General features: G+C 41.4%; 24 protein-coding genes and 1 pseudogene. All 25 read right to left on the bottom strand.

The window, feature by feature from the left end:
• Window positions 1-14: 14 nt before the first annotated feature.
• The 25 genes and pseudogenes from BJR36_RS07415 to BJR36_RS07310 all read right to left on the bottom strand — a co-directional run bounded on the left by BJR36_RS07415 (window position 15) and on the right by BJR36_RS07310 (window position 21,422).
• A complete protein-coding gene (locus BJR36_RS07415; protein ID WP_091232280.1) occupies window positions 15-986 on the bottom strand; it encodes a DUF3991 and TOPRIM domain-containing protein in 972 nt (323 codons plus the stop codon).
• A gap of 5 nt (window positions 987-991) precedes the next feature.
• A complete protein-coding gene (locus BJR36_RS07410) occupies window positions 992-1,543 on the bottom strand; it encodes a JAB domain-containing protein (protein WP_091232277.1) in 552 nt (183 codons plus the stop codon).
• Window positions 1,515-1,643 carry a hypothetical protein gene (locus tag BJR36_RS20870; protein WP_278276582.1) on the bottom strand — a complete coding sequence of 43 codons (129 nt, stop codon included), beginning with the start codon at window positions 1,641-1,643 and terminating at the stop codon, window positions 1,515-1,517. Before BJR36_RS20870 ends, BJR36_RS07410 begins: the two co-directional genes overlap by 29 nt.
• Window positions 1,644-1,653: 10 nt before the next feature.
• Window positions 1,654-2,649 carry a DUF5688 family protein gene (locus BJR36_RS07405; protein ID WP_091232274.1) on the bottom strand — a complete coding sequence of 332 codons (996 nt, stop codon included), beginning with the start codon at window positions 2,647-2,649 and terminating at the stop codon, window positions 1,654-1,656.
• Between the two features lie 12 nt (window positions 2,650-2,661).
• Window positions 2,662-2,844 carry a hypothetical protein gene (locus tag BJR36_RS07400; RefSeq protein ID WP_091232271.1) on the bottom strand — a complete coding sequence of 61 codons (183 nt, stop codon included), beginning with the start codon at window positions 2,842-2,844 and terminating at the stop codon, window positions 2,662-2,664.
• Between the two features lie 78 nt (window positions 2,845-2,922).
• Complete coding sequence (locus tag BJR36_RS07395; RefSeq protein WP_091232268.1) at window positions 2,923-8,298, bottom strand: SpaA isopeptide-forming pilin-related protein; 5,376 nt, start codon at window positions 8,296-8,298, stop codon at window positions 2,923-2,925.
• Window positions 8,299-8,387: 89 nt separating this feature from the next.
• Window positions 8,388-9,107 carry a hypothetical protein gene (locus tag BJR36_RS07390; protein WP_091232382.1) on the bottom strand — a complete coding sequence of 240 codons (720 nt, stop codon included), beginning with the start codon at window positions 9,105-9,107 and terminating at the stop codon, window positions 8,388-8,390.
• Window positions 9,108-9,346: 239 nt separating this feature from the next.
• Window positions 9,347-9,523, bottom strand: a complete 177-nt coding sequence (locus BJR36_RS20245; RefSeq protein WP_169823622.1) for a hypothetical protein — start codon at window positions 9,521-9,523, stop codon at window positions 9,347-9,349.
• A 12-nt stretch (window positions 9,524-9,535) separates the two neighbouring features.
• Window positions 9,536-9,973, bottom strand: coding sequence for a hypothetical protein (locus BJR36_RS07385; protein WP_091232265.1), 438 nt, complete (start codon window positions 9,971-9,973; stop codon window positions 9,536-9,538).
• An 11-nt stretch (window positions 9,974-9,984) separates the two neighbouring features.
• A complete protein-coding gene (locus BJR36_RS07380; RefSeq protein WP_330387848.1) occupies window positions 9,985-10,959 on the bottom strand; it encodes a ParM/StbA family protein in 975 nt (324 codons plus the stop codon).
• Entirely contained in the window at window positions 10,925-11,209 is a 285-nt protein-coding gene (locus BJR36_RS07375) for a hypothetical protein (RefSeq protein ID WP_091232262.1), read from the bottom strand. The genes BJR36_RS07380 and BJR36_RS07375 overlap by 35 nt, the downstream gene beginning before the upstream one ends.
• Window positions 11,187-11,342 (bottom strand): hypothetical protein, encoded by a 156-nt coding sequence (locus BJR36_RS20240; RefSeq protein WP_169823621.1) that lies wholly within the window; start codon window positions 11,340-11,342, stop codon window positions 11,187-11,189. The genes BJR36_RS07375 and BJR36_RS20240 overlap by 23 nt, the downstream gene beginning before the upstream one ends.
• A gap of 488 nt (window positions 11,343-11,830) precedes the next feature.
• On the bottom strand, window positions 11,831-12,112 hold the full coding sequence (locus tag BJR36_RS07370; protein WP_169823620.1) for a DUF6462 family protein: 282 nt from the start codon (window positions 12,110-12,112) through the stop codon (window positions 11,831-11,833).
• 2 nt (window positions 12,113-12,114) lie between these two features.
• Window positions 12,115-12,579, bottom strand: coding sequence for a DUF6462 family protein (locus BJR36_RS07365; protein WP_091232260.1), 465 nt, complete (start codon window positions 12,577-12,579; stop codon window positions 12,115-12,117).
• Window positions 12,569-12,808, bottom strand: coding sequence for a DUF6462 family protein (locus BJR36_RS07360; protein WP_091232258.1), 240 nt, complete (start codon window positions 12,806-12,808; stop codon window positions 12,569-12,571). Before BJR36_RS07360 ends, BJR36_RS07365 begins: the two co-directional genes overlap by 11 nt.
• 237 nt (window positions 12,809-13,045) lie before the next feature.
• Window positions 13,046-14,545 (bottom strand): annotated as a pseudogene (gene lysS, locus BJR36_RS07355) (lysine--tRNA ligase); the annotation flags it as partial.
• A gap of 14 nt (window positions 14,546-14,559) precedes the next feature.
• Window positions 14,560-15,042, bottom strand: coding sequence for a transcription elongation factor GreA (gene greA, locus BJR36_RS07350; protein ID WP_091232253.1), 483 nt, complete (start codon window positions 15,040-15,042; stop codon window positions 14,560-14,562).
• 100 nt (window positions 15,043-15,142) lie between these two features.
• Window positions 15,143-16,114 carry a tRNA dihydrouridine synthase DusB gene (gene dusB / locus BJR36_RS07345; RefSeq protein ID WP_091232251.1) on the bottom strand — a complete coding sequence of 324 codons (972 nt, stop codon included), beginning with the start codon at window positions 16,112-16,114 and terminating at the stop codon, window positions 15,143-15,145.
• A gap of 100 nt (window positions 16,115-16,214) precedes the next feature.
• Entirely contained in the window at window positions 16,215-16,988 is a 774-nt protein-coding gene (locus BJR36_RS07340; RefSeq protein WP_091232249.1) for a type III pantothenate kinase, read from the bottom strand.
• Between the two features lie 2 nt (window positions 16,989-16,990).
• A complete protein-coding gene (locus tag BJR36_RS07335; protein ID WP_091232375.1) occupies window positions 16,991-17,341 on the bottom strand; it encodes a DUF6145 family protein in 351 nt (116 codons plus the stop codon).
• A 182-nt stretch (window positions 17,342-17,523) separates the two neighbouring features.
• Window positions 17,524-18,579, bottom strand: a complete 1,056-nt coding sequence (locus tag BJR36_RS07330; RefSeq protein ID WP_091232247.1) for a biotin--[acetyl-CoA-carboxylase] ligase — start codon at window positions 18,577-18,579, stop codon at window positions 17,524-17,526.
• A 13-nt stretch (window positions 18,580-18,592) separates the two neighbouring features.
• Window positions 18,593-18,934, bottom strand: coding sequence for a DUF6637 family protein (locus BJR36_RS07325; RefSeq protein ID WP_091232244.1), 342 nt, complete (start codon window positions 18,932-18,934; stop codon window positions 18,593-18,595).
• Window positions 18,924-19,880 (bottom strand): ornithine carbamoyltransferase, encoded by a 957-nt coding sequence (gene argF / locus BJR36_RS07320; protein WP_091232242.1) that lies wholly within the window; start codon window positions 19,878-19,880, stop codon window positions 18,924-18,926. The genes BJR36_RS07325 and argF overlap by 11 nt, the downstream gene beginning before the upstream one ends.
• Before the next feature lie 151 nt (window positions 19,881-20,031).
• The gene (locus tag BJR36_RS07315; protein WP_408605713.1) at window positions 20,032-20,916 is read right to left on the bottom strand and encodes an SPFH domain-containing protein; all 885 of its coding nucleotides are present in this window, start codon (window positions 20,914-20,916) and stop codon (window positions 20,032-20,034) included.
• A 59-nt stretch (window positions 20,917-20,975) separates the two neighbouring features.
• On the bottom strand, window positions 20,976-21,422 hold the full coding sequence (locus tag BJR36_RS07310; protein ID WP_091232239.1) for an NfeD family protein: 447 nt from the start codon (window positions 21,420-21,422) through the stop codon (window positions 20,976-20,978).
• Window positions 21,423-21,627: the final 205 nt, after the last annotated feature.

Raw genomic sequence — 21,627 nt, 5'->3', positions numbered from 1 at the left:
CTTACTTTTTAAGTTCACCTACCTGAAATGGTCGTACTTTTTGAGTTCACTTTCACCTTTGATGCAACAAGCCATTCATTATAATCTTTAAATCCTTCTGGTGGAGGACAATCTTCCACATCATACCCTAGACCGTAGTATTTCACTGTCAATTCATCGCTTGCTTTTCTCCCTGGTGCATCTGCATCTAAGCAAAATCTGATTGAACTTACCTTGGGATGTTCTTCCAAGAATGTTTCAAGAGGTGCATCAGACAGCATTCCAAGAGCTAGTTTATTACTCTCGTAATCACCAAACATATCAACATAGCTCATAAGGTCTATTGCAGCTTCAAAAACAATCAGCTGCGTACTGTCCTCATTAGAAACATTGAAACCATATCGCTTATCATTGCCTGCAACATCACACTTAAAAGGTTTTCCTTCTTTGTCAAAAACACCTCTCATACTGGCAAATCTAGTGACTCCCGCTTTGTCATTTCCTCGAAACACTACATTATGATAATGCCTGCTTTCGTATATCAGCCCCTGACTTACAAAATAGTCTATTACTGCCTTACCAATAGCTCGATCCCGATTCAGGTATTCATACAGATATGAATTATCAGCAGATGGTTCAGGCAAAACAAATGGCTTTCTCTCTTCTGTTTTTTGAGTGGGCACCTGATATTTTAGTTTTGGTTTTTCAGTAGCATTGGGTATTCTTCTATACCCTGCAAAATCTAATAACCAAAATACTGCTTCTTTAACATCCATACCACAGAACACTCGTAAGAAATCAATCTGAGAACCGCCATTATTCCCTTTGTCATACTGTCTCGACCAACGATACCAGTGGCTTTTATCATAGATTCTTATGGAATCCATTTCTTTTAAAGTGTAATACTTTCCAACACGCTTTACTGTATAGCCTAACTGTGAAGCAACCGCTGTAAGGTCAACACTCTTCGCCACTCGTAGTTCTCCCTCTGTATATCTGTCATCCATCCTTATCACCTGCCTCTTCCCTTTTCCGCAACTAATGGTGAGTTCATATCAAATGTTTTATAGTCTGTTGCAAGATGAATATTGGGATTCTTAATCATTCCCTTTTCCTTAAAGCTAAAAAACTCACGATTCTTGCCCCCGACAATAATATGATCCACTAACGGGATTCCCATCATTTCACATACAGAATTCATCCTGTCTGTCATCATAGTGTCCGCCTTACTTGGTGTGAGGTTTCCGGTTGGATGCGAGTGAACCAGCATAATACTTGCTGCATTTGACAATATACTTGCTTTTAGCAGCTCTCTCGGATGTGCCATTGCTTCATTCAATGCACCAATACTTGCAAAGTGTACATTGATTGGTTTTAGGTCTGAACGAAGATTTATTACACATACCACCTCTCGGTCAAATTCCGACATTAATTCCCCTAGAACTGCAACTGTCTCTGTTGGAGAAGTAAAAGGATGCTCCGAAAAAATAGGCGCATCCTTTACTAATCTTACTGATACCACATCAAGTCCGAATTCATTCTGTACTTCTGGTTTCTTCCCCATCCACATCAGCCTCCTCTCCGAACTCAACATGGATTAAAAGTTCTCCATCAGTGTCATTCATCAGAGCAATCAGTTCCTGCATTGTCATCTCCTGCTCCATAATAACCTCCTTATCTGGACTTTTCTGTAGCTGAGTAAATCAACTTAGGCTCTGCCACAATTCCATCCAAACGCTTATTTGGAGTATCTGTTGCAAGAGAAAGTTTTCTCAAATCTTTGTCATAGTGATATACCTGGTTCGACAATCTTTCCTCTAACGATACCTGATCCATATTGATTTCCGCTACCATCTGAGCAAGTTCATTTGGATCACCCATATTAGAGCTTACTGCGATGACTTCATGCACAGATGAGGGCATAATATAGAGGTCTGTTTCTAAATCTTCCGCCAATGCATGAAGCTTATCTTCATATAACATGGAGATTGCTCCATTGATACCCTGCTCATTAGAAATCACATACATAGACTGTTCTGGAGGAATTTCTCCAATCATCATTTCTGCAATTTCAAGTGGCATTCCATCCTTCATAAACATATCCTTAATTACCTCATTCATGTTTCTGATTCTTGGCGGGAAAATTCGTCTGGTATTCTCTACCGCAGCCTTAAACATTTCATCTTCACTCATGCCAAGCTGCTTTGCTAGAGAATTATGAACCACAGTACTTTGAATGCCAGAATCTTCTACCTTCACTACCCAGCGATAAATAATGGACAAATCCTGAAAGGCTCTGTTTGGTGCATCTTCAAGAAGCGCTTTATTCTGCTCAGTATTTACAAGCTGGAATACGATGTTATCCTTTGCACTTTCCATATCAAGGGAAGGGACATTATCTGGAGCTTCTCTCATGGCTTTTTCCATCATGGCTGCTGCATCAGTTAATACCAACTCAAGATTGTCTGTATCTTTGTAATGCTTATACATGTTGTTGATATAGATGGTAGGCGAAACTCTTACCCCTTCTCCCATTAATGTCAGTCCATCTACTGTATGATTCACCTTTTCTGTGGGATTTACTGCCAGCTTCATATTCTGGTACTGTTCTGGTAAAAAATCCATAAACTTCTCTTTTACTACCTCTTTAAAAATCTCATAATTCATCATAATAAAATCCTCCTAATTGTTGTTGGATGGTTCTGAACTCATCCAATTCTCTGCTAATTGACTCATTAATACTTCCGTTGGTTCTGCCACGCTCTTTGTCTTCATTGACTGAACTAGGCCAATCGGAATATCAATGCTGATACTGATTACACCTTCTGCATTACTACGAAGATAAATACTAATGTTGTCTGACATAATTAACCTCCTGACATTGAAATAGGGAGCTATAAGCAATGGCCTGTAACTCCCTGTGTGAATAGTTCCTATTTCTTTCTACGCTTCTTCCTTATCCTCTTTCTTTTTCCAAAAGAGTGCCGCTACACCAAGCGTAAGTGCAACTGCCCCGATACCTCCATAAAGCCAAGGATTGAAGTTATCGCCTGTCTGTGGTAACTTCGGTTCGGTTGGTTTGTTGCTGACAGCAAGCTTGTATTCTATTACCCCAACCTTGCCATCTCTATACTCAAAAGTTACTTCCTTTACTGTTTCATCAAGGATATAACCCTTTGGAGCCTCAACTTCAACCACATAATAAGTGATTGCCGCTTCATACTTGCCATCTTTAAATGTGCCAATAGCAAGTTCTTGTGATTCTGCATGACCGTTTTTGTCAGTGATTAAGGTTTCAATTACTTTACCATCCTTATCACGAATCTCGAACTTAGCACCAGCTAAAGCCTTGCCAGTATCCGCATTCGTTTTCTCAATGATAATCTTTCCAACAGCTGCTTCATCTTTCATAGAAACCTTCTGAATATCTGCTATCTCCGTTACTGTGAACTCAACATCTTTGGCGATTACATAACCAAATGGAGCAGTTTCTTCTCTTAAGATATACTTGCCAATAGGAAGTCTTTCGATAAGATGTGCTTTCTTTCCAGAAGTCCATTTCTCTACTACTTTTCCATCTGCATCAATTATAGAAAGTACTGCTCCTTCTAATTCATGCTCTCCTGTAATATCTGTCTTCGTGAAGTATACCTTAATTGGCTCATTTGTAAATTCAGCTTCAAATTCTAATACCTTAATAGAATCTCCCTGATAAGAGGCATTCACATCATAGGTAATGTCTGATTTCACATATCCCTTTGGTGCTTCCACTTCTTTTACATAATACTTTCCAAGTGGAAGGTCTGATACAAATGTTACCTTACCGTCTTTTCCCGTTACTGCTCTTTCAATCTCGGTGTCAGCCTTTACAATTACTTCACCATCCGCATTTACAATGTCAACTTTTGCAAACAATCCAAATGCTGCTCCGCTTAATACTTCCTTTGTTTCTGCATCTTTCTTAATAACAGTAATCTGTACCTTCTGTCTTTCATTGGTTACAGACATTCCAGCATATACGACAGCTGTATTCTGATCCACATAAGAAAGTTCTGCATCCTTTGGTGTGGAATCTAAAACAAATCCTTCAATTGTCTTGGTTTCTACCACATAGTATTTACCAAGTGGAAGGTTCTCTAAGGTTGCATATCCCTTTTCATTGGTAACAATGGTAGCCACTAATTCATCTTTCTTGTAGCTGATTGTTCCAAGCCCATCGGCACTTACCACATCTTCCTTTGCATATACTTCAAAGGTGACTCCAGCAAGACTCTTTTTAAAGTAATTGAACACGAAATCATACCAATGTTCTTTTACAAGAGTGGTATCTGTTACAAATTCTCCATCCTTGTTAAGAATGATTGTTCCAGTTGGAACTTCGTCCTTCATAACAACACACTGAATCTTCTCTGTGTCTTCTACTGTAAAAGTAGATTCCGCTGCCTTTAAATATCCGTAAGGTGCATAGTCTTCACGAAGAGTATAAGTTTTTCCTACAACAAGTCTCTTAATCACATGAGCCTCTCCTGATTTCGATGTCCAAGTATCAATGACATTACCCTTTGCATCTGTAACAGTAAGGGTTGCTCCGCTAATTTCTGCTCCACTTGCGATATCCTCTTTGGTAAATTCAAAAGTAGTTGGTGTATTTAAGAATACCGAACCATACTCTGCAATACTAACTTCCTGACCTTTGTACTGTGCATCAAAAGTCACTACTTCCTCAGAAGATACATATCCCGCTGGTGTTTCCATTTCTTTTGCATAATACTTGCCAAATAGATAATCCTTCGTGAATGAAATATGACCATTTTCATCGGATACTACTGTTTCTAGTAAAGAACCTGCACTTACAATGACTTTACCGTCCACATTCTTAATGTCTTCATCTGCATATAGTCCGAATACTGCTCCCGGAATACCTTCTTCCGTTTCAGAATCTTTCTTGTCAACAAATAATGACAATTTCTGACGCTCGTTTGTGAATGTGACAGATTCATAAATTACTGGTGTCTTATCATCCACATAAGTGAATGTGACCACCTGTGCTTCTTTGTTTAAAACATAGCCATATGGTGCTTCTACCTCTACTACTTTGTAGCTTCCCATTGGTAAATCTCCAAGTTTGGCTTTGCCATCCTCACCTGTAACAAGTGTTGCTACCAACTCGCCATTTGTATAATACTTGGTTCTTACACCATTCTCATCTAACTGATAATCATTGGTGTAAATGTCTTCCGCCGCATATACTTCAAACTTAGCTCCTGCAAGAGAACTTTCTTTGTAGATAAAGGCTTTCTCATTTTCAGACGCAAATAGTCCACCTTCATAAGAAGTAAGAACATCACCCTTTTTCTCTACTGTCAATTCTCCAAGTGCTGGTGCATCTTCATACACTGCATCAATGATTGCTTCATAAGTGTCACTATCTACTTCATATGCTGTATCAGAATCCACCACTACTTTGATATAAGTTTCGTTAATCACATAACCAAAAGGTGCAGCAATTTCTTCAATACGATAGTTGCCTAACTTCAAACTCTCAGGAAGAATCAAATCTCCATCTTCATCTGTTGAAAATGTGGTGTGTTTTACTTTGGTAGGATAAGTTGTAATCTGTTCTATATATTCTTTCTTATCCATGTTGTAAATCCTAAATGTTGCATTTGGAACTAATACAGTCTTTCCAGTTTTGGAATCCTGCTTTACCACACGAAGCTTCGCTGTAAATTCTCGATCCACGAATACACGCCATGTCTGTGGCTCTGTTGGATGGTTCTCTACAATCTTCACTTCAAATGGTTTGATTGTTTCCATGTTGTGAGGTGTTACTGTTTCCAATACAATATAAGTTCCATAAGGAATTGGCTGTGTTACAAGATGTCCCTTATCGTCCGTAAACAAAGTTGTCTCTCCATTAGAGCCAATCAGAACTTTTGTTGCATTGTCATAATCATAGCTGCCATTCTCTAATACCTTCAATGATGATTTCAGAAATGCAGTAAAGCCTGCTCCTGAAAGAAGTGGTTCTTCTGTATCATCCCCATTATCAGATACCTTGATTAACTGGAATGGCTGTTTGATAACCTGCTCCGTTGACTTTGTACTTCTTGAAACCTCTGCTACCAGATCATTCTCATAATCACAGATAACATCATGTTCCTCTTCATCTAACAGATAACCTTCTGATGGTTCAATCTCTTTTACATAGTAATTGCCAAGATAAAGGTTCTTTACCTCTGCTTCGCCTTTACTGTCTGTTGTAAGTGTTGCTATCAAGTCTCCTGCTTTGAAAATGATACCTGTTGCTCCATCTGGATGTGAAATATCATTTCTTGCATAAAGACCGTAAACTGCACCCTCTAACTTCGCATCTCCCTGTGGAACTGCTTTTCCTGTTTCCTTATCTACTTTATAGATATGAATCTTTGCAGTTGTTCTGTCATTCTTGAAAGTATGGCTGAATGTTGCTGTAGGTGTTGTGTTTGACAAGTAATTGAAATTGAAGCTATAAGTGTCTCTCTGGTTTCTCGTGTAAGCATATGGTGCTTGTGTTTCTGTGATATAGTAGCCATTTGCAATTGGAATATCTACTGTATAAGCTGCCACACCATTTTCCCCAGTAGTAACTGTCTGGAGTGCTGTGCCTTTTGTTACAATGACACTGCCTGCATAATTCTTAATATCATTTGCTGCGTATAAAGTGTATTTACCACCATCTAGCGGATTTTCTGTATCAGAATCCTTTTTCGCTACTGATACCTGGCCTTTCTGTCTGGTATTGTAAATGCTTGTTGCTTCATACTGGATATCTACTGTCTGGTCCTTATACTGAATATCTACAGTCTGAGGTGTTGTATTGATTGTGTAACCATCAATCGTACCTGTCTCTATTACCACATAAGTTCCAAGATGAAGGTCTGTCACAATGACTTTGCCATCAATGCCTGTTGTCACAGCTTCTTTGATTACATCGTCCTTGTTATAAACCTTTGTTCCATCTGCCTTGTAAATATCTGCACCAGCTGTCACTTTAAAAGTAGCACCAGGTAAATACTTTTTCTCATAAGTGAAGTTGCTGCCATTCCATCCAGAAAGTACTTCGCCTTCCTTACAGATGGTGATTGCCCCTAGCTGTTCCTTATCAGTAGCTGTCACACCTGTTGTCTGGCCTGCTTTTACAGTTAAGGTATGGACTTTATTGCTGATCACATATTTGTTTGGTGCTTTAATTTCTTTCAGATAATAGGTCCCAGCAACAAGTGCCTTTGACTTCGCATACCCATTACTATCTGTAGTTAATTCCTGCACCTTATTTGTGCATCCACTATCAGAATAGATTCCATATACTGCACCTGAAAGTAAAACACCACTTGCCACATCTTTTTTATAGATTTCTCCATATCCGATGTTTTCTGTTTTTACTTTCAGATACGCATGAAGTGGATCAGCTCTTGGAACTTCTGATACAAATTCCTGATCTCCAGCTTTGCCAGTCAGCCAGAATACACAGCTGTCGTCTACACTGACTTTGCCAGTATTAGAAGTAAATGAACCTGCTGTAGCTGTTGTATTTACTGAATTAGAATAGATTGTCATACTGTTGCCATTCTTATCAATGCTGTAACCACTGATTGAAAAATCATAACCGGATAACACACCATTACTGTCTGATAATGTCTGTTCAAATCTCTGATTACCTTCGTTCCATTTCAACTCGTAAGTTGGTGCACCACTTTGTGTAGATGCTGCAAAACTTGGAATAATCGCATTGTAAGATGCACTGATATTGTTCTTTAATGACGTGTAGTAATTATAAGAAGCTGTTGAGTCTGGTGCTGTTGCACACAGTTTACTAGCTGCCGAATCTGCACTCGCTGTCCCGAAAATACCGTTTGCAATAATCCAAACCATAGCCTGTGTTGCAATATACTCATTACACTGACCATTGCTTGGTGCTGATACATCCGTTGAACTAAAGCCATAATAAAGGCAGTAAGATAAATACTTCTCCTGCTGGGCACTTAAACTTGTACTTGCATTATCATAACTGTTCATTAACTGACCACCCGAAGCTGATAAACCGAAGTTCATGCAATACCCCGTGTGCCCATCAATCATGGCATACAAGACTTTTCCATGATTATATCCTGCTTTCAATTCGCTGACTTCACCCGATGAATTTGTAGATGCATTCCAGAATGAAATCTTTGCACTGGCACTCGCTGCAAATGCAGTTGTACCATTTGAAAACAGGGTTGTGAAAATAGTTAATATAGCAAGGAAACCTGCCATAATTCGCTTCCATTTCTGTTTCATAAAATTGTTACCTCCTTGTTTTTGAGCAAAAAAATAACAGGTTAAAGTATTTGGCTTTAACCTGTTATATATTGTTCATTTAATTGTCACTATGCTCTGTAGCACCTAAACTCATAAAAGTCTCCACTTCCATTGGTATAGACACCGACGTATTCAATCAAAAAGTATGGTCCAGACTCGCACGCTAACATTTCAGCAATATACTGAGCAATTCCATCTTCCGAACCTAGAAGTCTTCCTGATGTTGTACTTGCCGTATTTAAGTCGGTCTGCACATACACGCTGTAATAGCCTGCTCCATCATAAGGATAATATGAATTGTACTCTTCCTGCGAAATACTTCCATTTGCTAACAAGCTATCAAGATTATCAGTAAGAAGTATTTTACCAGCAGCCTTTGTCTTAGCTGTTGCCAAACTGACAACATTTGCTGGACTGTAATCTGCTTTTGCTGGCTGTACTGGAGCTTGCTGTTCTACTTTTGGTTCTTCTTTCGGTTCATCCTTTGGCTGTTCTGCCTCGTTGCTCTTATTGTCTGATTGAGTGCTATCAGTCTTTATCTTGGTACTTTCTGTATTAGAATTATCTGCTACAGTTGTTTTTTCTTCTTGCTTTGGTGGTTCTGTTTCTGTAAGCTGTTCCGTTTCTTTCTTTTCTTCCACAGTAGGCTTCTCTGTAGGTTCTTCCGTGGAGGCTGGTATTTCTGTAACACTTTCCTTCTGAGTAGCCACATTTTCTGCATTCTTACTTGAACATCCTGCAAGTATCAAAACCATTACGGATAAAATGATAATCATCATCTTTTTCATCTGCTTCACCTATCCTCTCCGTAAGTGGGATAGGCTCTGTGTTCCGTGCCTGTCCACACTTACAAATGTGAACATCTATTAAGTTGCACGGGACACTTCTAAGGTACATCCCGTATTCTGTTCATGTCTTCCTCCTTATTATACTGCACTTAGTTTACGCATTGCAAAAAAGTATTTCATCAAATGACGATACTTTTTGTATGCAGCAAAAGTCATAATCTTCATAGTCTCACCTCCTCTCAGGGTGTACCAATTCTGACAAATGCTAGAAATAATCTTGCAACTAATCCAAGCAAAAGAAGGAAGATTTTTGCCACTCCTAGCGCAAGGTTTAATATGCTTAATAAAATCCAAGCGATTCCTTTTAATATTGCTAACAATATCATGCCTAATCCGGCGAAAAATCTTCTTAACATTTGCATTCCCTCCTATTCATCCATTCCTTCAAAAGACTGTTCCATCCAACCAGTCGCTAAATCTGATACAACCACATCATCCTTAACCTTTGGGCTTTCTTCTACTGGAACTGTTATTTTTTCTGAATCTATAATCACTCTTCCAGAAACAGCAGTACCAAGAAGTCTTATTACTTCTCTTCTTGCTTCTGTCAAAACACTTTCAGTAAGTTCTGCCTTCACTTTCTCTAAATCATCTACTGTAATAAATCTTGAAGCTTTTTCTTCAGATATTGCCGTAAATTCTTCCTTTCCGAAATGATCAATATAAAACTCTATCGCATCAATAATCATTTGATTTTTTGATTTACATACATTGTTATCCAGATTGCTAAGAACTGCATTTACCTTTACGTGTTGAGGATTATTCATATTCATACGAATACTATTGAAAACAACATTATTAGCCATATGCACCTCCTCTAAGCTTTCTTTCTCATATTTCTAAGACCAATATCAGCAAGTTCCTCATATCCTCTTGCATTAGCCTTGATATCAAGAATATAAGAAATATTCTTTTCATCATAATTGCCAAAATTCTTCATAACTACTGCACCCCCACCCACAAAGATTATTGGTGTGGTTTTTAGGTTGTAGCCATATTCTCGGATGGAGTTGTATACTTTCTCTACAAAAGCTTCAATCTCGTCTTTTGCAACCTGATAGTATTCTTCATCTTTCGCATAATCTGCACCATATCGCATAAGATTCTGCAACTCGCTTTCATCAATCTCTCCATTATAGAGCCTGACACATTTCTCGTTTATTGCCCTCATGCAGGTTATCAACCCTCTTTGAATCGTAATGCAATTGGATTCATCCGGAGATTTGTTAATCACTGGCATAATATCTATTGTCCAAGAACCTATATCAACAATCAGTGTCTTTTTCTTGAAAGCAAGAATCCTATCTGCTACTGCTGCATAACACTGTGGAAATACTGCCGCATTCACAATTCTGATTGTGTAGCAAACTGTCTCATAATAGAAAGTAACTTCTTTTCTTGCTGTAAGATAATGAATGAAGTCCGCTTTTTCACTTCCAAATCTTGTGAGTGGAAGTCCAACTGCAAGGAATACATCTGCACTTGTTTTTCCTCTACGCTTTAGTTCTTTTGCAATGGATGCGTAAGTCAATAGTAAGAATGATTCATCATCTGTCTTTCTATCTTTAACTTCCTGTCTCTGAGTTCCAACCTTGTAGTACTTACCATCCAATTCCAAAACATCATCGAATACGGCTGGCTCTGTTCTTATTTCTTTTGCTCCAGTAACAAATACCTGCGATACTGTCTTCATCATTGACCAGCCATGATCAATGCCAATCACTTCTAAATTACTAATATTCATTCGTCTCTTCCTCCTAATATTTTCTTTGATTTTCCACATCTGTTTCATCTGCCTTCATCCCCATTATTTTCTTCATACATGGGAAACAGTAAGAATCGTTTTGTTTATAAGGACAATCATCACATTCACTCTTTTGCTTATTTGTAACTGTTTCTTTCTTTTCCTTATAACACTGATTGGTTATGCATCGACTATCATTCCCCCAAAAGAAATGACATTTCATACATGACTTCAAATCCTTTTCTATCTTCTTTTCTGCATCACTATCTCTGCTATTAGATTTCTCCTTGACCTTCATACGCACTATCCTCCATTTTGAAGATTAATGCATCATGAAATTCTTCTAATCTTTGGTCTGCAATACCCGCTGATTTAGCACATGAAAATAGTGGAATAATAATGATAATAGCTATAACAATAATTCCTATCATTTTGCATTCTCCTTATCTTTCATAGCTTTTGCTATGTAAGGTGTACGTTGACTGTTTCAAGTCCCTATTGCCCCGTACACTAAGGAATGTTCTCATCCCGGGAGTTACAAATGAGCCGCCTAATGCGTTCATGACGCCTTACTATTTTGCAAGTAACACTATCTCCTCTATTGCCATTTCGAGGATAAGGTTGAACCTCTCAACCTTCATGGTTTATTATCCATTCGCAATATCTGTAATCCTTTTACCGTGCTTGTGCCCTGCTTCTCGTTCTTCATTTTTCAATCCTTCGAACTACTAATGTGATAACAGTGGTCTTGAACCTTCCAGGCAGATACCCCGAACTTTTACTCTAACTTTGTAACTGATATTAAGTTGTATGTTCCTTGCTTTCGCTGGGAACATGTATATAATAACTTCAATGCAATTATCTGGATAGAAACTATACTGGTGTATTTTACTTATTTCACACCAATTATTGGTGTGTTTTATTTATGTGGACTATCTCTATCACCATCTGATTCTTGCAACTTTTTCCAGATATGCTTTGGCAGTGATCTTGATGGCTCATGAAACTGTTCCAAATATGTTTCAAAAACCTCAGTATTTACAAGTGCTGAATTGCCTACTTTGTAGATTGCACCTGCTTCACCTGCTAGTGCCATAAACCTTGTTTTTCCAATACTGTAGATGATTTCACCTTCTCTCGCATTAACATACTTTTTCATCACTTCTTTTGTATCTGTATAAGTCTTATATGAATACCCCATAGTTACTCTCCTTTCGCTGGGCCAAATAATGGATGTTTCATTGGAATTGCCTCTTCCCGAAATTGCTCCATGTATTCGTCAAAGATATCAATGTTTATAAGAACAGTCCCACCAGTTCCCTCATTTATCTTATATACAGCTCCCGCAGCCCTTGCCATTTCAATAAACCTATGATGACCAATGCTATATGTGATCGAACCCTCTCCTATTCTGACATATTTTTTCTGCACATATTTTGATGTATTGGGTACCTTATATAAATGCTTCATATAATCCTCCATCTTCTTTTGATGTATCAATGTTGTTCTCGGCAACTGATATAATGCATCCGCAGATAACGCTACTATCAATAAGACTTCATCTTCTATATGAAAAAGTTGTTGTGCATCCTCAACCCTAAGAAACCTTTTTATCTGAATATTATCCGCTGCATATGCCCTGATTGATGTCTGTAACTTATTCGCCATCCAGCTCCACCTCTTTACTTAATACTCTATATCGTTCTAGATAACGATCTAGAATCTCTGTATTTACCAGTACCATCTGATTCACTTTGTATACTGCATTTGCTTTCTTAGCTATTTCCTGAAACTTTGAGATACCCATTCCATAGACTTTGCATCCATCCTTATATCTCACAAACTTTTTTCCACTCTCTTCTGCTTCCTTATAATTAAATCTCTTATCCTGCTTCATGCTATTACACCTCTTTCCTGAAAAGGACATCATTTTCTCCATAACGCAAAAAGGACACTTTTCTAAATTTCTCTAGAAAAGTGCCCTAAAATAGTGCTTTTATTAAATTCAACTTCATTTACCAAAATTCCAGCTCATTCGAACTCATTCGGACTTGACCATCTTTTTGATGTCCTTTTGATGTCCTTTGGACATCTGAATCTCTCAAAAGCCGTATAAACACTGGCTTTATTTATCCAGACTCTTCATCGTCGGAAACAAAAGCACATCCCTGATCGCCGATGAATCCGTAAGCAGCATTACCATACGGTCAATGCCGATACCGATTCCGCCTGTTGGCGGCATTCCGTGTGATAAAGCATTCAGGAAATCTTCATCCACGCTGTTTGCTTCTTCATCGCCGGCAGCCTTAAGGGCTTCCTGTGCCTCAAAACGTCCCCTCTGGTCGATAGGGTCGTTGAGTTCGGAGAAGGCATTTGCCATCTCTCTTCTGGTGATGAATAATTCGAAACGTTCTGTAAATTCAGGATTGTCGTTCTTCCTCTTTGCAAGAGGGGAAACATCTGTAGGGTGATCCATGATGAAGGTAGGCTGGATAAGGTGTTCTTCGACATACTCTTCGAACATCAGGTTCAGGATATCGCCCTTCTTGTGCCATTTTTCGTAATGGATCTCTCTCTCGTCTGCAAGGGCTTTCGCCTCTGCTTCAGTCTCGATTGTGCTGAAGTCGATTCCTGCATATTTCTTGACGGCATCAACCATTGTAAGCCTTTCAAAAGGCTTTGAGAGGTCGATTTCCACGCCTTCGTAGGAAATAAGGGTCGTCCCAAGAACTTCCTGTGCTACGTGCCTGTAGAGCGTTTCACAGAGGTCCATCATTCCGTAGTAGTCTGTATAAGCCTGGTATAATTCCAAAAGAGTGAATTCAGGGTTATGCCTTACGGAAAGGCCTTCGTTCCTGAATACGCGTCCGATTTCATAAACTCTTTCAAGTCCGCCTACGATAAGCCTTTTCAGGTATAATTCCAGGGAGATCCTCAAATGCACATCTTCGTCGAGTGCATTGTAATAGGTATCGAAAGGTTTTGCTGCTGCTCCGCCTGCATTTGGAACGAGGATCGGAGTTTCAACTTCCATGAAGCCCTGTCCGTCAAGATAGTTACGGATCGAGCTGATGATTTTGGATCTCTTGATGAATGTATCCTTTACTTCTTTGTTCACGATCAGGTCGACATATCTCTGTCTGTATCTTGTATCTGTATCTTTTAAACCATGGAATTTTTCAGGAAGGATCTGCAGACTCTTGGAAAGCAGGGTTACTTCTGAAGCATGGATAGAAATCTCTTCAGTCTTAGTTCTAAATACGGTTCCTTTGATTCCGACGATATCGCCGATATCCATTTTTTTGAAATCAGCATAGGATTCTTCACCGATGCTGTCACGCGCTACATAAGACTGGATATTCCCTTTCAAGTCCTGGATATTGCAGAATGATGCCTTACCCATAACCCTCTTTGACATGATACGTCCTGCAAGACGTACTTCCTTATCTTCATATTCCGCGAAATTATCCTTTACATCAGCGCTGTGGTTTGTCACATCATATTTCATGATTTCGAAAGGGTTTTTTCCTGCGTCCTGTAAATCCTTTAATTTATTGCGGCGAACCTGTATTAACTGATTGATATCCTGTTCCTGTACATTTTTCTGTTCCTGGCTGTTCTTCTGCTCTGCCAAATCTCTCACTCCTCTTAGTTAGCTCTTTGTATCTCCAAAACCTTGAACTGCATAATGCCAGCCTGGGTTTCAACATCAACTACATCTCCGACAGCTGCTCCGATCAGAGCTTTTCCTACAGGGGATTCGTTTGAAATCTTGCCTGTAAGGCTGTTTGCTTCTGTGGATCCTACTATCCTGAATTCTGCATCTTCTTCGAATGTGATATCGTAAACTTTTACTTTACATCCGACACTGATCTTGTTTACGTCGACTTCGTCTTCTACGACAACTTCAACATTCTTCAGGATTTTCTCGATCTCTTCGATTCTTGCTTCGATATCACGCTGCTCGTCTTTCGCTGCATCATATTCCGCATTTTCAGATAAATCGCCCTGTTCTCTGGCTTCTTTTATCTTCTGTGCAACTTCTTTTCTCTTTACTACTTTGAGATCCTGGATTTCTTCCTCCAGTTTTTTAAGCCCTTCATACGTCAGTAAGTTCTTTTTCTCTTTCATACAATTTACACCCTTCCTGGTATCTATATTGCTATCAAACACTTTGAATTTTATTTCTAAATCTCGTTAAATTCTTCAATTACAGTCACAGTATTATACCTTATAGAACATTCACTGTCAAGCCTTCTATGAGCCTTTCAAGGTCATCCATGGTCTCGATGGAGTTGACCTGGTTCCTGAGTCTGGCGGAATTCGGATAGCCTGCCGTGTACCAGGCTACATGCTTCCTCATTTCCCTCATCCCCTGATGCTCGCCTTTATACCGGAGCTGCAGTCTGCCATGCCTGATGATCATATCCCTGACCTCTTCCAGAGTCGGCTTTGGAATTCGTTCTCCCGTATCCAGATAAGTATTGATCTGCCTGAACAGCCATGGGTTTCCTCTTACGCCTCTGCCGATCATGACTCCGTCGCATCCCGTCTCCTTCATCATCCTTTCGGCATCCAGCGGGCTTTCGATATCTCCATTTCCAACAACAGGGATCGAAACTGCTTCCTTTACCCTGCGGATGATATCCCAGTCTGCCTTTCCGGAGTAGTACTGCTCCCGTGTCCGGCCGTGTACCGCGACTGCCGCGGCTCCGCAGCCTTCTATGATTTTGGCGATCTCCACCGCATTGACTGAATCGTCGTTGAATCCCTTTCGGATCTTGACAGTCACCGGCTTCTGAATGGCTTTGACGGTCTTGGTCACGATTTCTTCCACAAGCTTCGGATTTTTCATAAGGGCGGAGCCTTCGCCGTTGTTTACGACCTTGGGCACCGGGCATCCCATATTGATGTCCAGGATATCAAAAGGCTTTTCCTCTATCCTTTTTGCCATCTCGCTTATGATATCGGAATCTGAGCCGAATAGCTGAAGAGAAACAGGCATTTCTTCCTCGTGAATTTCCATGAGCGCTTCCGTATTCTTGTTATTGAAATAAATTGCTTTCGCGCTCACCATCTCCATGCAGAGCAGGCCGCACCCCTGGTCCTTGCAAAGCAGTCTAAATGGCAGGTCTGTAACCCCTGCCATCGGTGCCAGTATCAAATTGTTCTTTAAGTTTACATTTCCAATTTTTAATTCCATTATGATTATCTTTTACTACTTTCTTCGATTGCTTTTATATGTATCCGCCGCAGCATCCCCTGCAGCTGTTCCGGACTGTATCCTGCACAGGAACCGATGGTTATCTGGTCCTGCACTTCTGATAAATGAGCCTGAGGCCCTGGAGCGTAAGCATGGGATCGTAGATATCAATGCTGTCTGTGGCGTCTGCAATGATTTTTCCGAGGCCGCCGGTGGCAACTGCCTTGATGTTCTTAATCCCGCTCTCTTCCTTCATCTTCTTTATAATATATTCAGTCTGTCCGATGCAGCCGTACACGATACCGGCCTGCATGCTGCTGATTGTTTCCTTTGCAAGAATCGAGTCTGGCTTCTTGATCTCGATTCGGGGAAGCTTCGCCGCCTCCTGGGACATTACTTTTGCGGCCGTCTGTATGCCAGGCGCTGTTGCTCCCGCTACGAATGAACCGTCTGCCAGGATCAGGTCATAGGTTGTAGCCGTTCCGAAATCGATTACGATTACTGGACCGCCATAAAGTTCGTATGCCCCTACTGCATCCACGATCCTGTCTGCGCCGGTTTCCTTCGGGTTGTCTGTAGCAACCTTAATTCCGGTTTTGGTTCCTGGCCCCACGATCAGCGGATTCTTTCCTAAATATTTGTATATTCCGTTCCTAAGAGAATACATCACTTCCGGAACAACGGATGCAATAATGATATCATGCACATCCTCAATTTTGAAGCCCTTGTACTTCATCATATCGCATATGGAAATTCCGTACTCATCAGAGGTCCTTGGCATCTTTGTAGTCATGCGAAAAGTCCCCATAAGGCGCTCTTCGTCAAACAGCCCAAGCGTTATGTTTGTATTTCCTACGTCAATTACTAATAACATCCCTATTCCTCCGTCAGCAGTTCCTCTATATTCTCTTCCAGGAAAAACACTTTATAGAAAAGCTGCAGTGCTTCAAGAAGCTCCTGCTTTTCCCGCTGCAGCTGCTTGATCTTCAGAGCGCTTCCGATTTCATCAAAGCAGAAGTCGTCTTCGTTTGCAACTACTTCAAAACAAAGCGTTCCGTCTTCGTCAAAATCAAGCGTAAGCACGCCACCTATTTCTTCTGTAAACAGCACACACATGATCTGGAGCTCTTTTTGGATCTGCTCCGGAAGTGCTGCAAAATCTTCATTCAAATAATATTTTTTATCATATGCACTGGCACCGCAGAGCACAACTTTATCCTGATACATCTTATCTATAAGGCTTCCAGATTTCTCCCGGTTTCGTACCGTTCGAATGGCAGCCTTTGCTCCTTTCTTCAACCTGCCCTGTTTTTCCACACGGCATCTTCTTAAAACATGAGATATCCACATAATACGGCATTTCCATCAACTTATCAACCTATTTATTTGTCTGCGCTTATTCTAACGCTCTATACATATCCATAAAGTCCCCGCACGGAGACCTCGCCGGCAAATACATTCTCAATGCTTCCGTCAGGCTTTTCAACGACCAGCTCGCCACGATCATTTATGCCGTGGGTCGTGCCCGTATACTCGTTTCCAGGTTCCAGTACCTTGATCTCTTTTTCCTTATTGATCAGCATGCTGTTGTATTCTTCCACCAGGCCCGAAAGATCTTCCTTTGCAATAAACAGCTGGTAGTCCGCCTCAAAATTCTTCAGAACCTTTTCTATCAGCATCCCACGGCTGACTAGTGCAGAAGCCTCGATCCTTAAGGAAGTGGCAATAGAGCTGATCTCTTCCGGAAATTGTTCCATGTTTACATTTATTCCTGTTCCGATGACGATATGATTGATGCAGTCCATCTCGGCACTCATTTCCGTGAGTATTCCGCAGACTTTCCTTCCATTCACCACGATGTCGTTTGGCCATTTTATCATGGCCTCAAGACCTGTCACTTCCCTGCAGGCTTTTGCGACGCTTACTGCCATTACCAGGGTCAGCATGGAGGCGCTTCTCGGGTGCAGGGATGGTTTTAAGATGAGGGTCATCCAGATTCCTGTTCCCGGCGGCGAAATCCACTCCCTCCCCCTTCTGCCCCTGCCCGATTCCTGCATGTCGGCGATCACGAGGGTTCCATGGCCTTCTCCGGCTTCTGCCAGCCTTTTTCCCTGGGTGTTTGTAGATTCTATACTTTCATAATAGAATATCTTTTTACCAGCCCACGCGGTGTCAAGCCTGCTTTCAAGCTCCGATTCGCTCACGAGATCCGGATAGGATGTGATCCTGTACCCCTTGTTCTGCACTGCTTCTATGTCATATCCCTCTTCCTTCAGGCTGTTTATGACCTTCCATACTGCTGTTCTCGAAACTCCGAACTTCTCGCAGATTTCCTGCCCCGATACATGGGCATCGGCATTTCTCAGGAGCTTCAGCACTCCTGTCTTTAATATTGTAGTTTTCAATTTTTCACCTCTTGCATGATAACGGGTCTGCAGGCTTCCATGGATAGCATCTTCAGGCATCGGACGGGCGCTCCTAAGCCATAAAGAAGGAGACTGCCGCTGCCGCAAAGAGCAGAAATCCGATCACCATAAAGAACACTCCAAAGAACCTGTTCTTCATATAAAAATGTTTTGCTCCGGTCATCAGATTCAGGAATGCCCCAAGGATGAATATTACAGGAAACAGTCCCCCGTACACCCCCGGTTTCAGAAATGCAGCTACCGTCATGATGATGATGATGCTTCCTAAAATCAGGTCGAATACATCCATTGCCATCCTGATCAGGGCACGCCTGTCTTTGTTGAACAGAAGCCCCTTCACCAGATAAGGATTCTGTTCCCTGTGAGCATGGGTTTTATCGCTCTTATGCTTCATCCGGCTCTTCATAATCGCCTAATGTAGCCACCATGACTGCTTTAATGGTATGCATGCGATTCTCTGCCTCATCAAATACGACAGATTTTTCAGACTCGAAGACTTCCGCTGTCACTTCTTTTCCTTTTACTGCAGGCAGGCAGTGCATAAAGATGGTGCTGTCCTTTCCTGTCTTTGCCATGAGCGCGCTGTTTATCTGGTATGGCTGAAGCAGCTTGATCCTTTCAGCTGCCAGGTCTTCTTCGCCCATTGAGCACCATACGTCCGTATAGAGAGCATCAGCGCCTTCCACTGCCTGGATGTCATCTGTCACGGTAATTGTGCTTCCGGCTTCCTTCGCATATCCTTCGCACAGCTCCACAAGCTCCTGCTTTGGCCACAGTTCCTTTGGCGCGATTATGGTGAAATTGATTCCAACCTTAGCGGAACCGATCATAAGACTGTTTGCCATGTTGTTGCGGCCGTCCCCGAGATATACGAAATTCAGTCCCTTCAGATGCCCGAACTGCTCCTTGAGCGTCAGGAAGTCCGCTAAAATCTGCGTCGGATGGTAATCATCTGTCAGTCCGTTCCATACAGGAACTCCGCTGTACTGAGCCAGCTTCTCAACGGTCTCATGCCTGAATCCACGGAATTCGATTCCGTCGAACATGCGTCCAAGAACCCTTGCCGTATCCTCAATGCTCTCCTTGTGTCCAAGCTGTATATCGTCTTTTCCGAGATATTCCGGGTGTGCCCCTTCATCGACACATCCGACTGTAAATGCGCATCTTGTCCTTGTAGACGGCTTTTCAAAAATGAGGGCTATATTTTTCCCTTTCAAGCTGCTTCCCAGTATCCCTTTTTTCTTTTTCGCCTTCAGCTCTCCAGCCAAAGTGATGAGGTATTCTATTTCCTCCGGTGTGAAATCTTTTAAAGTCAGAAAACTGCGTCCTTTTAAATTCATTACAAAAACCTCCTATTATGATTATATTCGTAAGTATCCCTTTTTTTTCTGCCTCTACAGATGAGACAAGGCTGACGCCTAAGCGTCAGCCAGATTATTTTGTATAAACAGGTTCTTAAGAACCTCTGTAACCTTGCAGTTCTGTTCCTGGTTACTGTTCGTCTTTTGAAACCTCTGCGATTGATTTTACAAGCCCTGCAATTCCCTGGATTTCCGAAGGAATGATGATCTTTGTTGCCTTTCCGTCTGCCGCCTTAGCAAACGCTTCCAGACTCTTGAGCTGGATGACGCCGTTATCCGGTGCCGCCTCTTTGATGAAACGGATACCATCTGCTGTAGCCTGCTGTATGCTGAGTATCGCCTGTGCCTCACCTTCAGCTTCCCTGATGGTTGCTTCCTTTTTCGCTTCAGCACGAAGGATTTGGGACTGCTTCTGCGCCTCTGCTTCCAGAATCACCGATTCCTTCTGGCCTTCTGCAACCAGGATTGTTGAAGTCTTCTCGCCCTCTGCACGAAGGATCGCTTCCCTTCGTTCACGTTCAGCCTTCATCTGTTTTTCCATGGCATCCTGGATTGCTGCCGGTGGAATGATGTTCTTAAGCTCGACACGGTTTACCTTGATTCCCCATGGGTCTGTTGCAACGTCAAGAGCCGACCTCATCTTTGTGTTGATCGTCTCCCTTGAAGTAAGGGTCTCATCCAGTTCAAGATCGCCGATAATATTCCTGAGGGTCGTCGCCGTCAGGTTTTCAATGGCCATGATTGGATTTTCCACTCCGTAAGCATAGAGCTTTGGATCCGTGATCTGGAAAAACACTACCGTATCGATTCTCATGGTTACATTATCCTTCGTGATAACCGGCTGCGGCGCAAAATCAACCACCTGCTCCTTTAAAATCACCCGTTTTGCAACTCTGTCGATAAATGGGACTTTAAAATGAAGCCCCACACCCCATGTTGCCTGGTAGCCGCCAAGTCTCTCTAAAACAATTGCATTTGCCTGCGGCACTATCTTTATGCAGGATGCAACAATCATCAAACCGATAATAATCAAAAATATTACTGCACCCGTTCCTATATAACCCGTATAATCTGTCATTGTTCATTCTCCTCCGTCTTCTCCTCGACGATCAGTTTCACGCCGCTGATTTTTTTTACAGTTACTTTTTTCCCCTTTGCCAATACCGTTTCATCTTTTCTGGTCCGTGCCGTCCATTCCTGGCCGTTCAGCATTACCTTGCCTTTTCCTTCCAGATTGTTGATGGCTTCCATTACGATTCCCGTCTGTCCTACAAGACTGTCTACATTTGTTGCTGTTTTGTTCTTATTCAGATATTTAACAGCGAAAGGTCTCGTAAGAAACAACAGCACAAGAGACACTCCCAAAAACAAAACAATCTGTACTCCCAGATTAGCACCTGCCGTAGCTGCTATAAACGCTGCAAGCGCTCCGCCGGCGAACCATATCGTCACCAGTCCGAAAGTCATAAGCTCAGCTACCAATAGCACAGCCAGTATGATCAGCCAGTATACTGCTTCCATAACTGTTCCCCCTTTTATTGCCGGATAGAGTGAAGTTCAAGTCCACAACTGTTTTGTCCATCCAACCGTTATTTAGTTACGTTTATCTTACTATACTATTTTTAATATTACAAGTTTTAGTGAAAGCTTTTTACAATTCTGCCCTATTATGTTAGTGTTCACGCGGTCACCAGCAACAGAACAGGGCTGCTTCTCCATGACTAAA

Source organism: Anaerobium acetethylicum, assembly GCF_900096945.1.
GTDB classification, from domain to species: Bacteria; Bacillota; Clostridia; order Lachnospirales; family Lachnospiraceae; genus Anaerobium; species Anaerobium acetethylicum.
This window is presented reverse-complemented; position numbering and strand designations above follow the sequence as displayed.

Coding starts and splice junctions, on each gene's coding strand:
- argF (WP_091232242.1), bottom strand. CDS start 19,880: ATGAATTTAAAAGGACGCAGTTTTCTGACTTTAAAAGATTTCACACCG.
- BJR36_RS07385 (WP_091232265.1), bottom strand. CDS start 9,973: ATGGCTAATAATGTTGTTTTCAATAGTATTCGTATGAATATGAATAAT.
- BJR36_RS20870 (WP_278276582.1), bottom strand. CDS start 1,643: ATGGAGCAGGAGATGACAATGCAGGAACTGATTGCTCTGATGAATGAC.
- BJR36_RS07340 (WP_091232249.1), bottom strand. CDS start 16,988: ATGTTATTAGTAATTGACGTAGGAAATACAAACATAACGCTTGGGCTG.
- BJR36_RS07330 (WP_091232247.1), bottom strand. CDS start 18,579: ATGCCTGAAGATGCTATCCATGGAAGCCTGCAGACCCGTTATCATGCA.
- BJR36_RS07400 (WP_091232271.1), bottom strand. CDS start 2,844: ATGTCAGACAACATTAGTATTTATCTTCGTAGTAATGCAGAAGGTGTA.
- greA (WP_091232253.1), bottom strand. CDS start 15,042: ATGAAAGAGAAAAAGAACTTACTGACGTATGAAGGGCTTAAAAAACTG.
- BJR36_RS07310 (WP_091232239.1), bottom strand. CDS start 21,422: ATGGAAGCAGTATACTGGCTGATCATACTGGCTGTGCTATTGGTAGCT.
- BJR36_RS07410 (WP_091232277.1), bottom strand. CDS start 1,543: ATGGGGAAGAAACCAGAAGTACAGAATGAATTCGGACTTGATGTGGTA.
- BJR36_RS20245 (WP_169823622.1), bottom strand. CDS start 9,523: ATGTTAAGAAGATTTTTCGCCGGATTAGGCATGATATTGTTAGCAATA.
- BJR36_RS07365 (WP_091232260.1), bottom strand. CDS start 12,579: ATGGCGAATAAGTTACAGACATCAATCAGGGCATATGCAGCGGATAAT.
- BJR36_RS07390 (WP_091232382.1), bottom strand. CDS start 9,107: ATGAAAAAGATGATGATTATCATTTTATCCGTAATGGTTTTGATACTT.
- BJR36_RS07370 (WP_169823620.1), bottom strand. CDS start 12,112: ATGGGGTATTCATATAAGACTTATACAGATACAAAAGAAGTGATGAAA.
- BJR36_RS07395 (WP_091232268.1), bottom strand. CDS start 8,298: ATGAAACAGAAATGGAAGCGAATTATGGCAGGTTTCCTTGCTATATTA.
- BJR36_RS07405 (WP_091232274.1), bottom strand. CDS start 2,649: ATGATGAATTATGAGATTTTTAAAGAGGTAGTAAAAGAGAAGTTTATG.
- dusB (WP_091232251.1), bottom strand. CDS start 16,114: ATGGAATTAAAAATTGGAAATGTAAACTTAAAGAACAATTTGATACTG.
- BJR36_RS07360 (WP_091232258.1), bottom strand. CDS start 12,808: ATGAAGCAGGATAAGAGATTTAATTATAAGGAAGCAGAAGAGAGTGGA.
- BJR36_RS07325 (WP_091232244.1), bottom strand. CDS start 18,934: ATGAAGCATAAGAGCGATAAAACCCATGCTCACAGGGAACAGAATCCT.
- BJR36_RS07380 (WP_330387848.1), bottom strand. CDS start 10,959: ATGAAACAGATGTGGAAAATCAAAGAAAATATTAGGAGGAAGAGACGA.
- BJR36_RS07335 (WP_091232375.1), bottom strand. CDS start 17,341: ATGTATCAGGATAAAGTTGTGCTCTGCGGTGCCAGTGCATATGATAAA.
- BJR36_RS07375 (WP_091232262.1), bottom strand. CDS start 11,209: ATGAAGGTCAAGGAGAAATCTAATAGCAGAGATAGTGATGCAGAAAAG.
- BJR36_RS07315 (WP_408605713.1), bottom strand. CDS start 20,916: ATGATTGTTGCATCCTGCATAAAGATAGTGCCGCAGGCAAATGCAATT.
- BJR36_RS07415 (WP_091232280.1), bottom strand. CDS start 986: ATGGATGACAGATATACAGAGGGAGAACTACGAGTGGCGAAGAGTGTT.
- BJR36_RS20240 (WP_169823621.1), bottom strand. CDS start 11,342: ATGATAGGAATTATTGTTATAGCTATTATCATTATTATTCCACTATTT.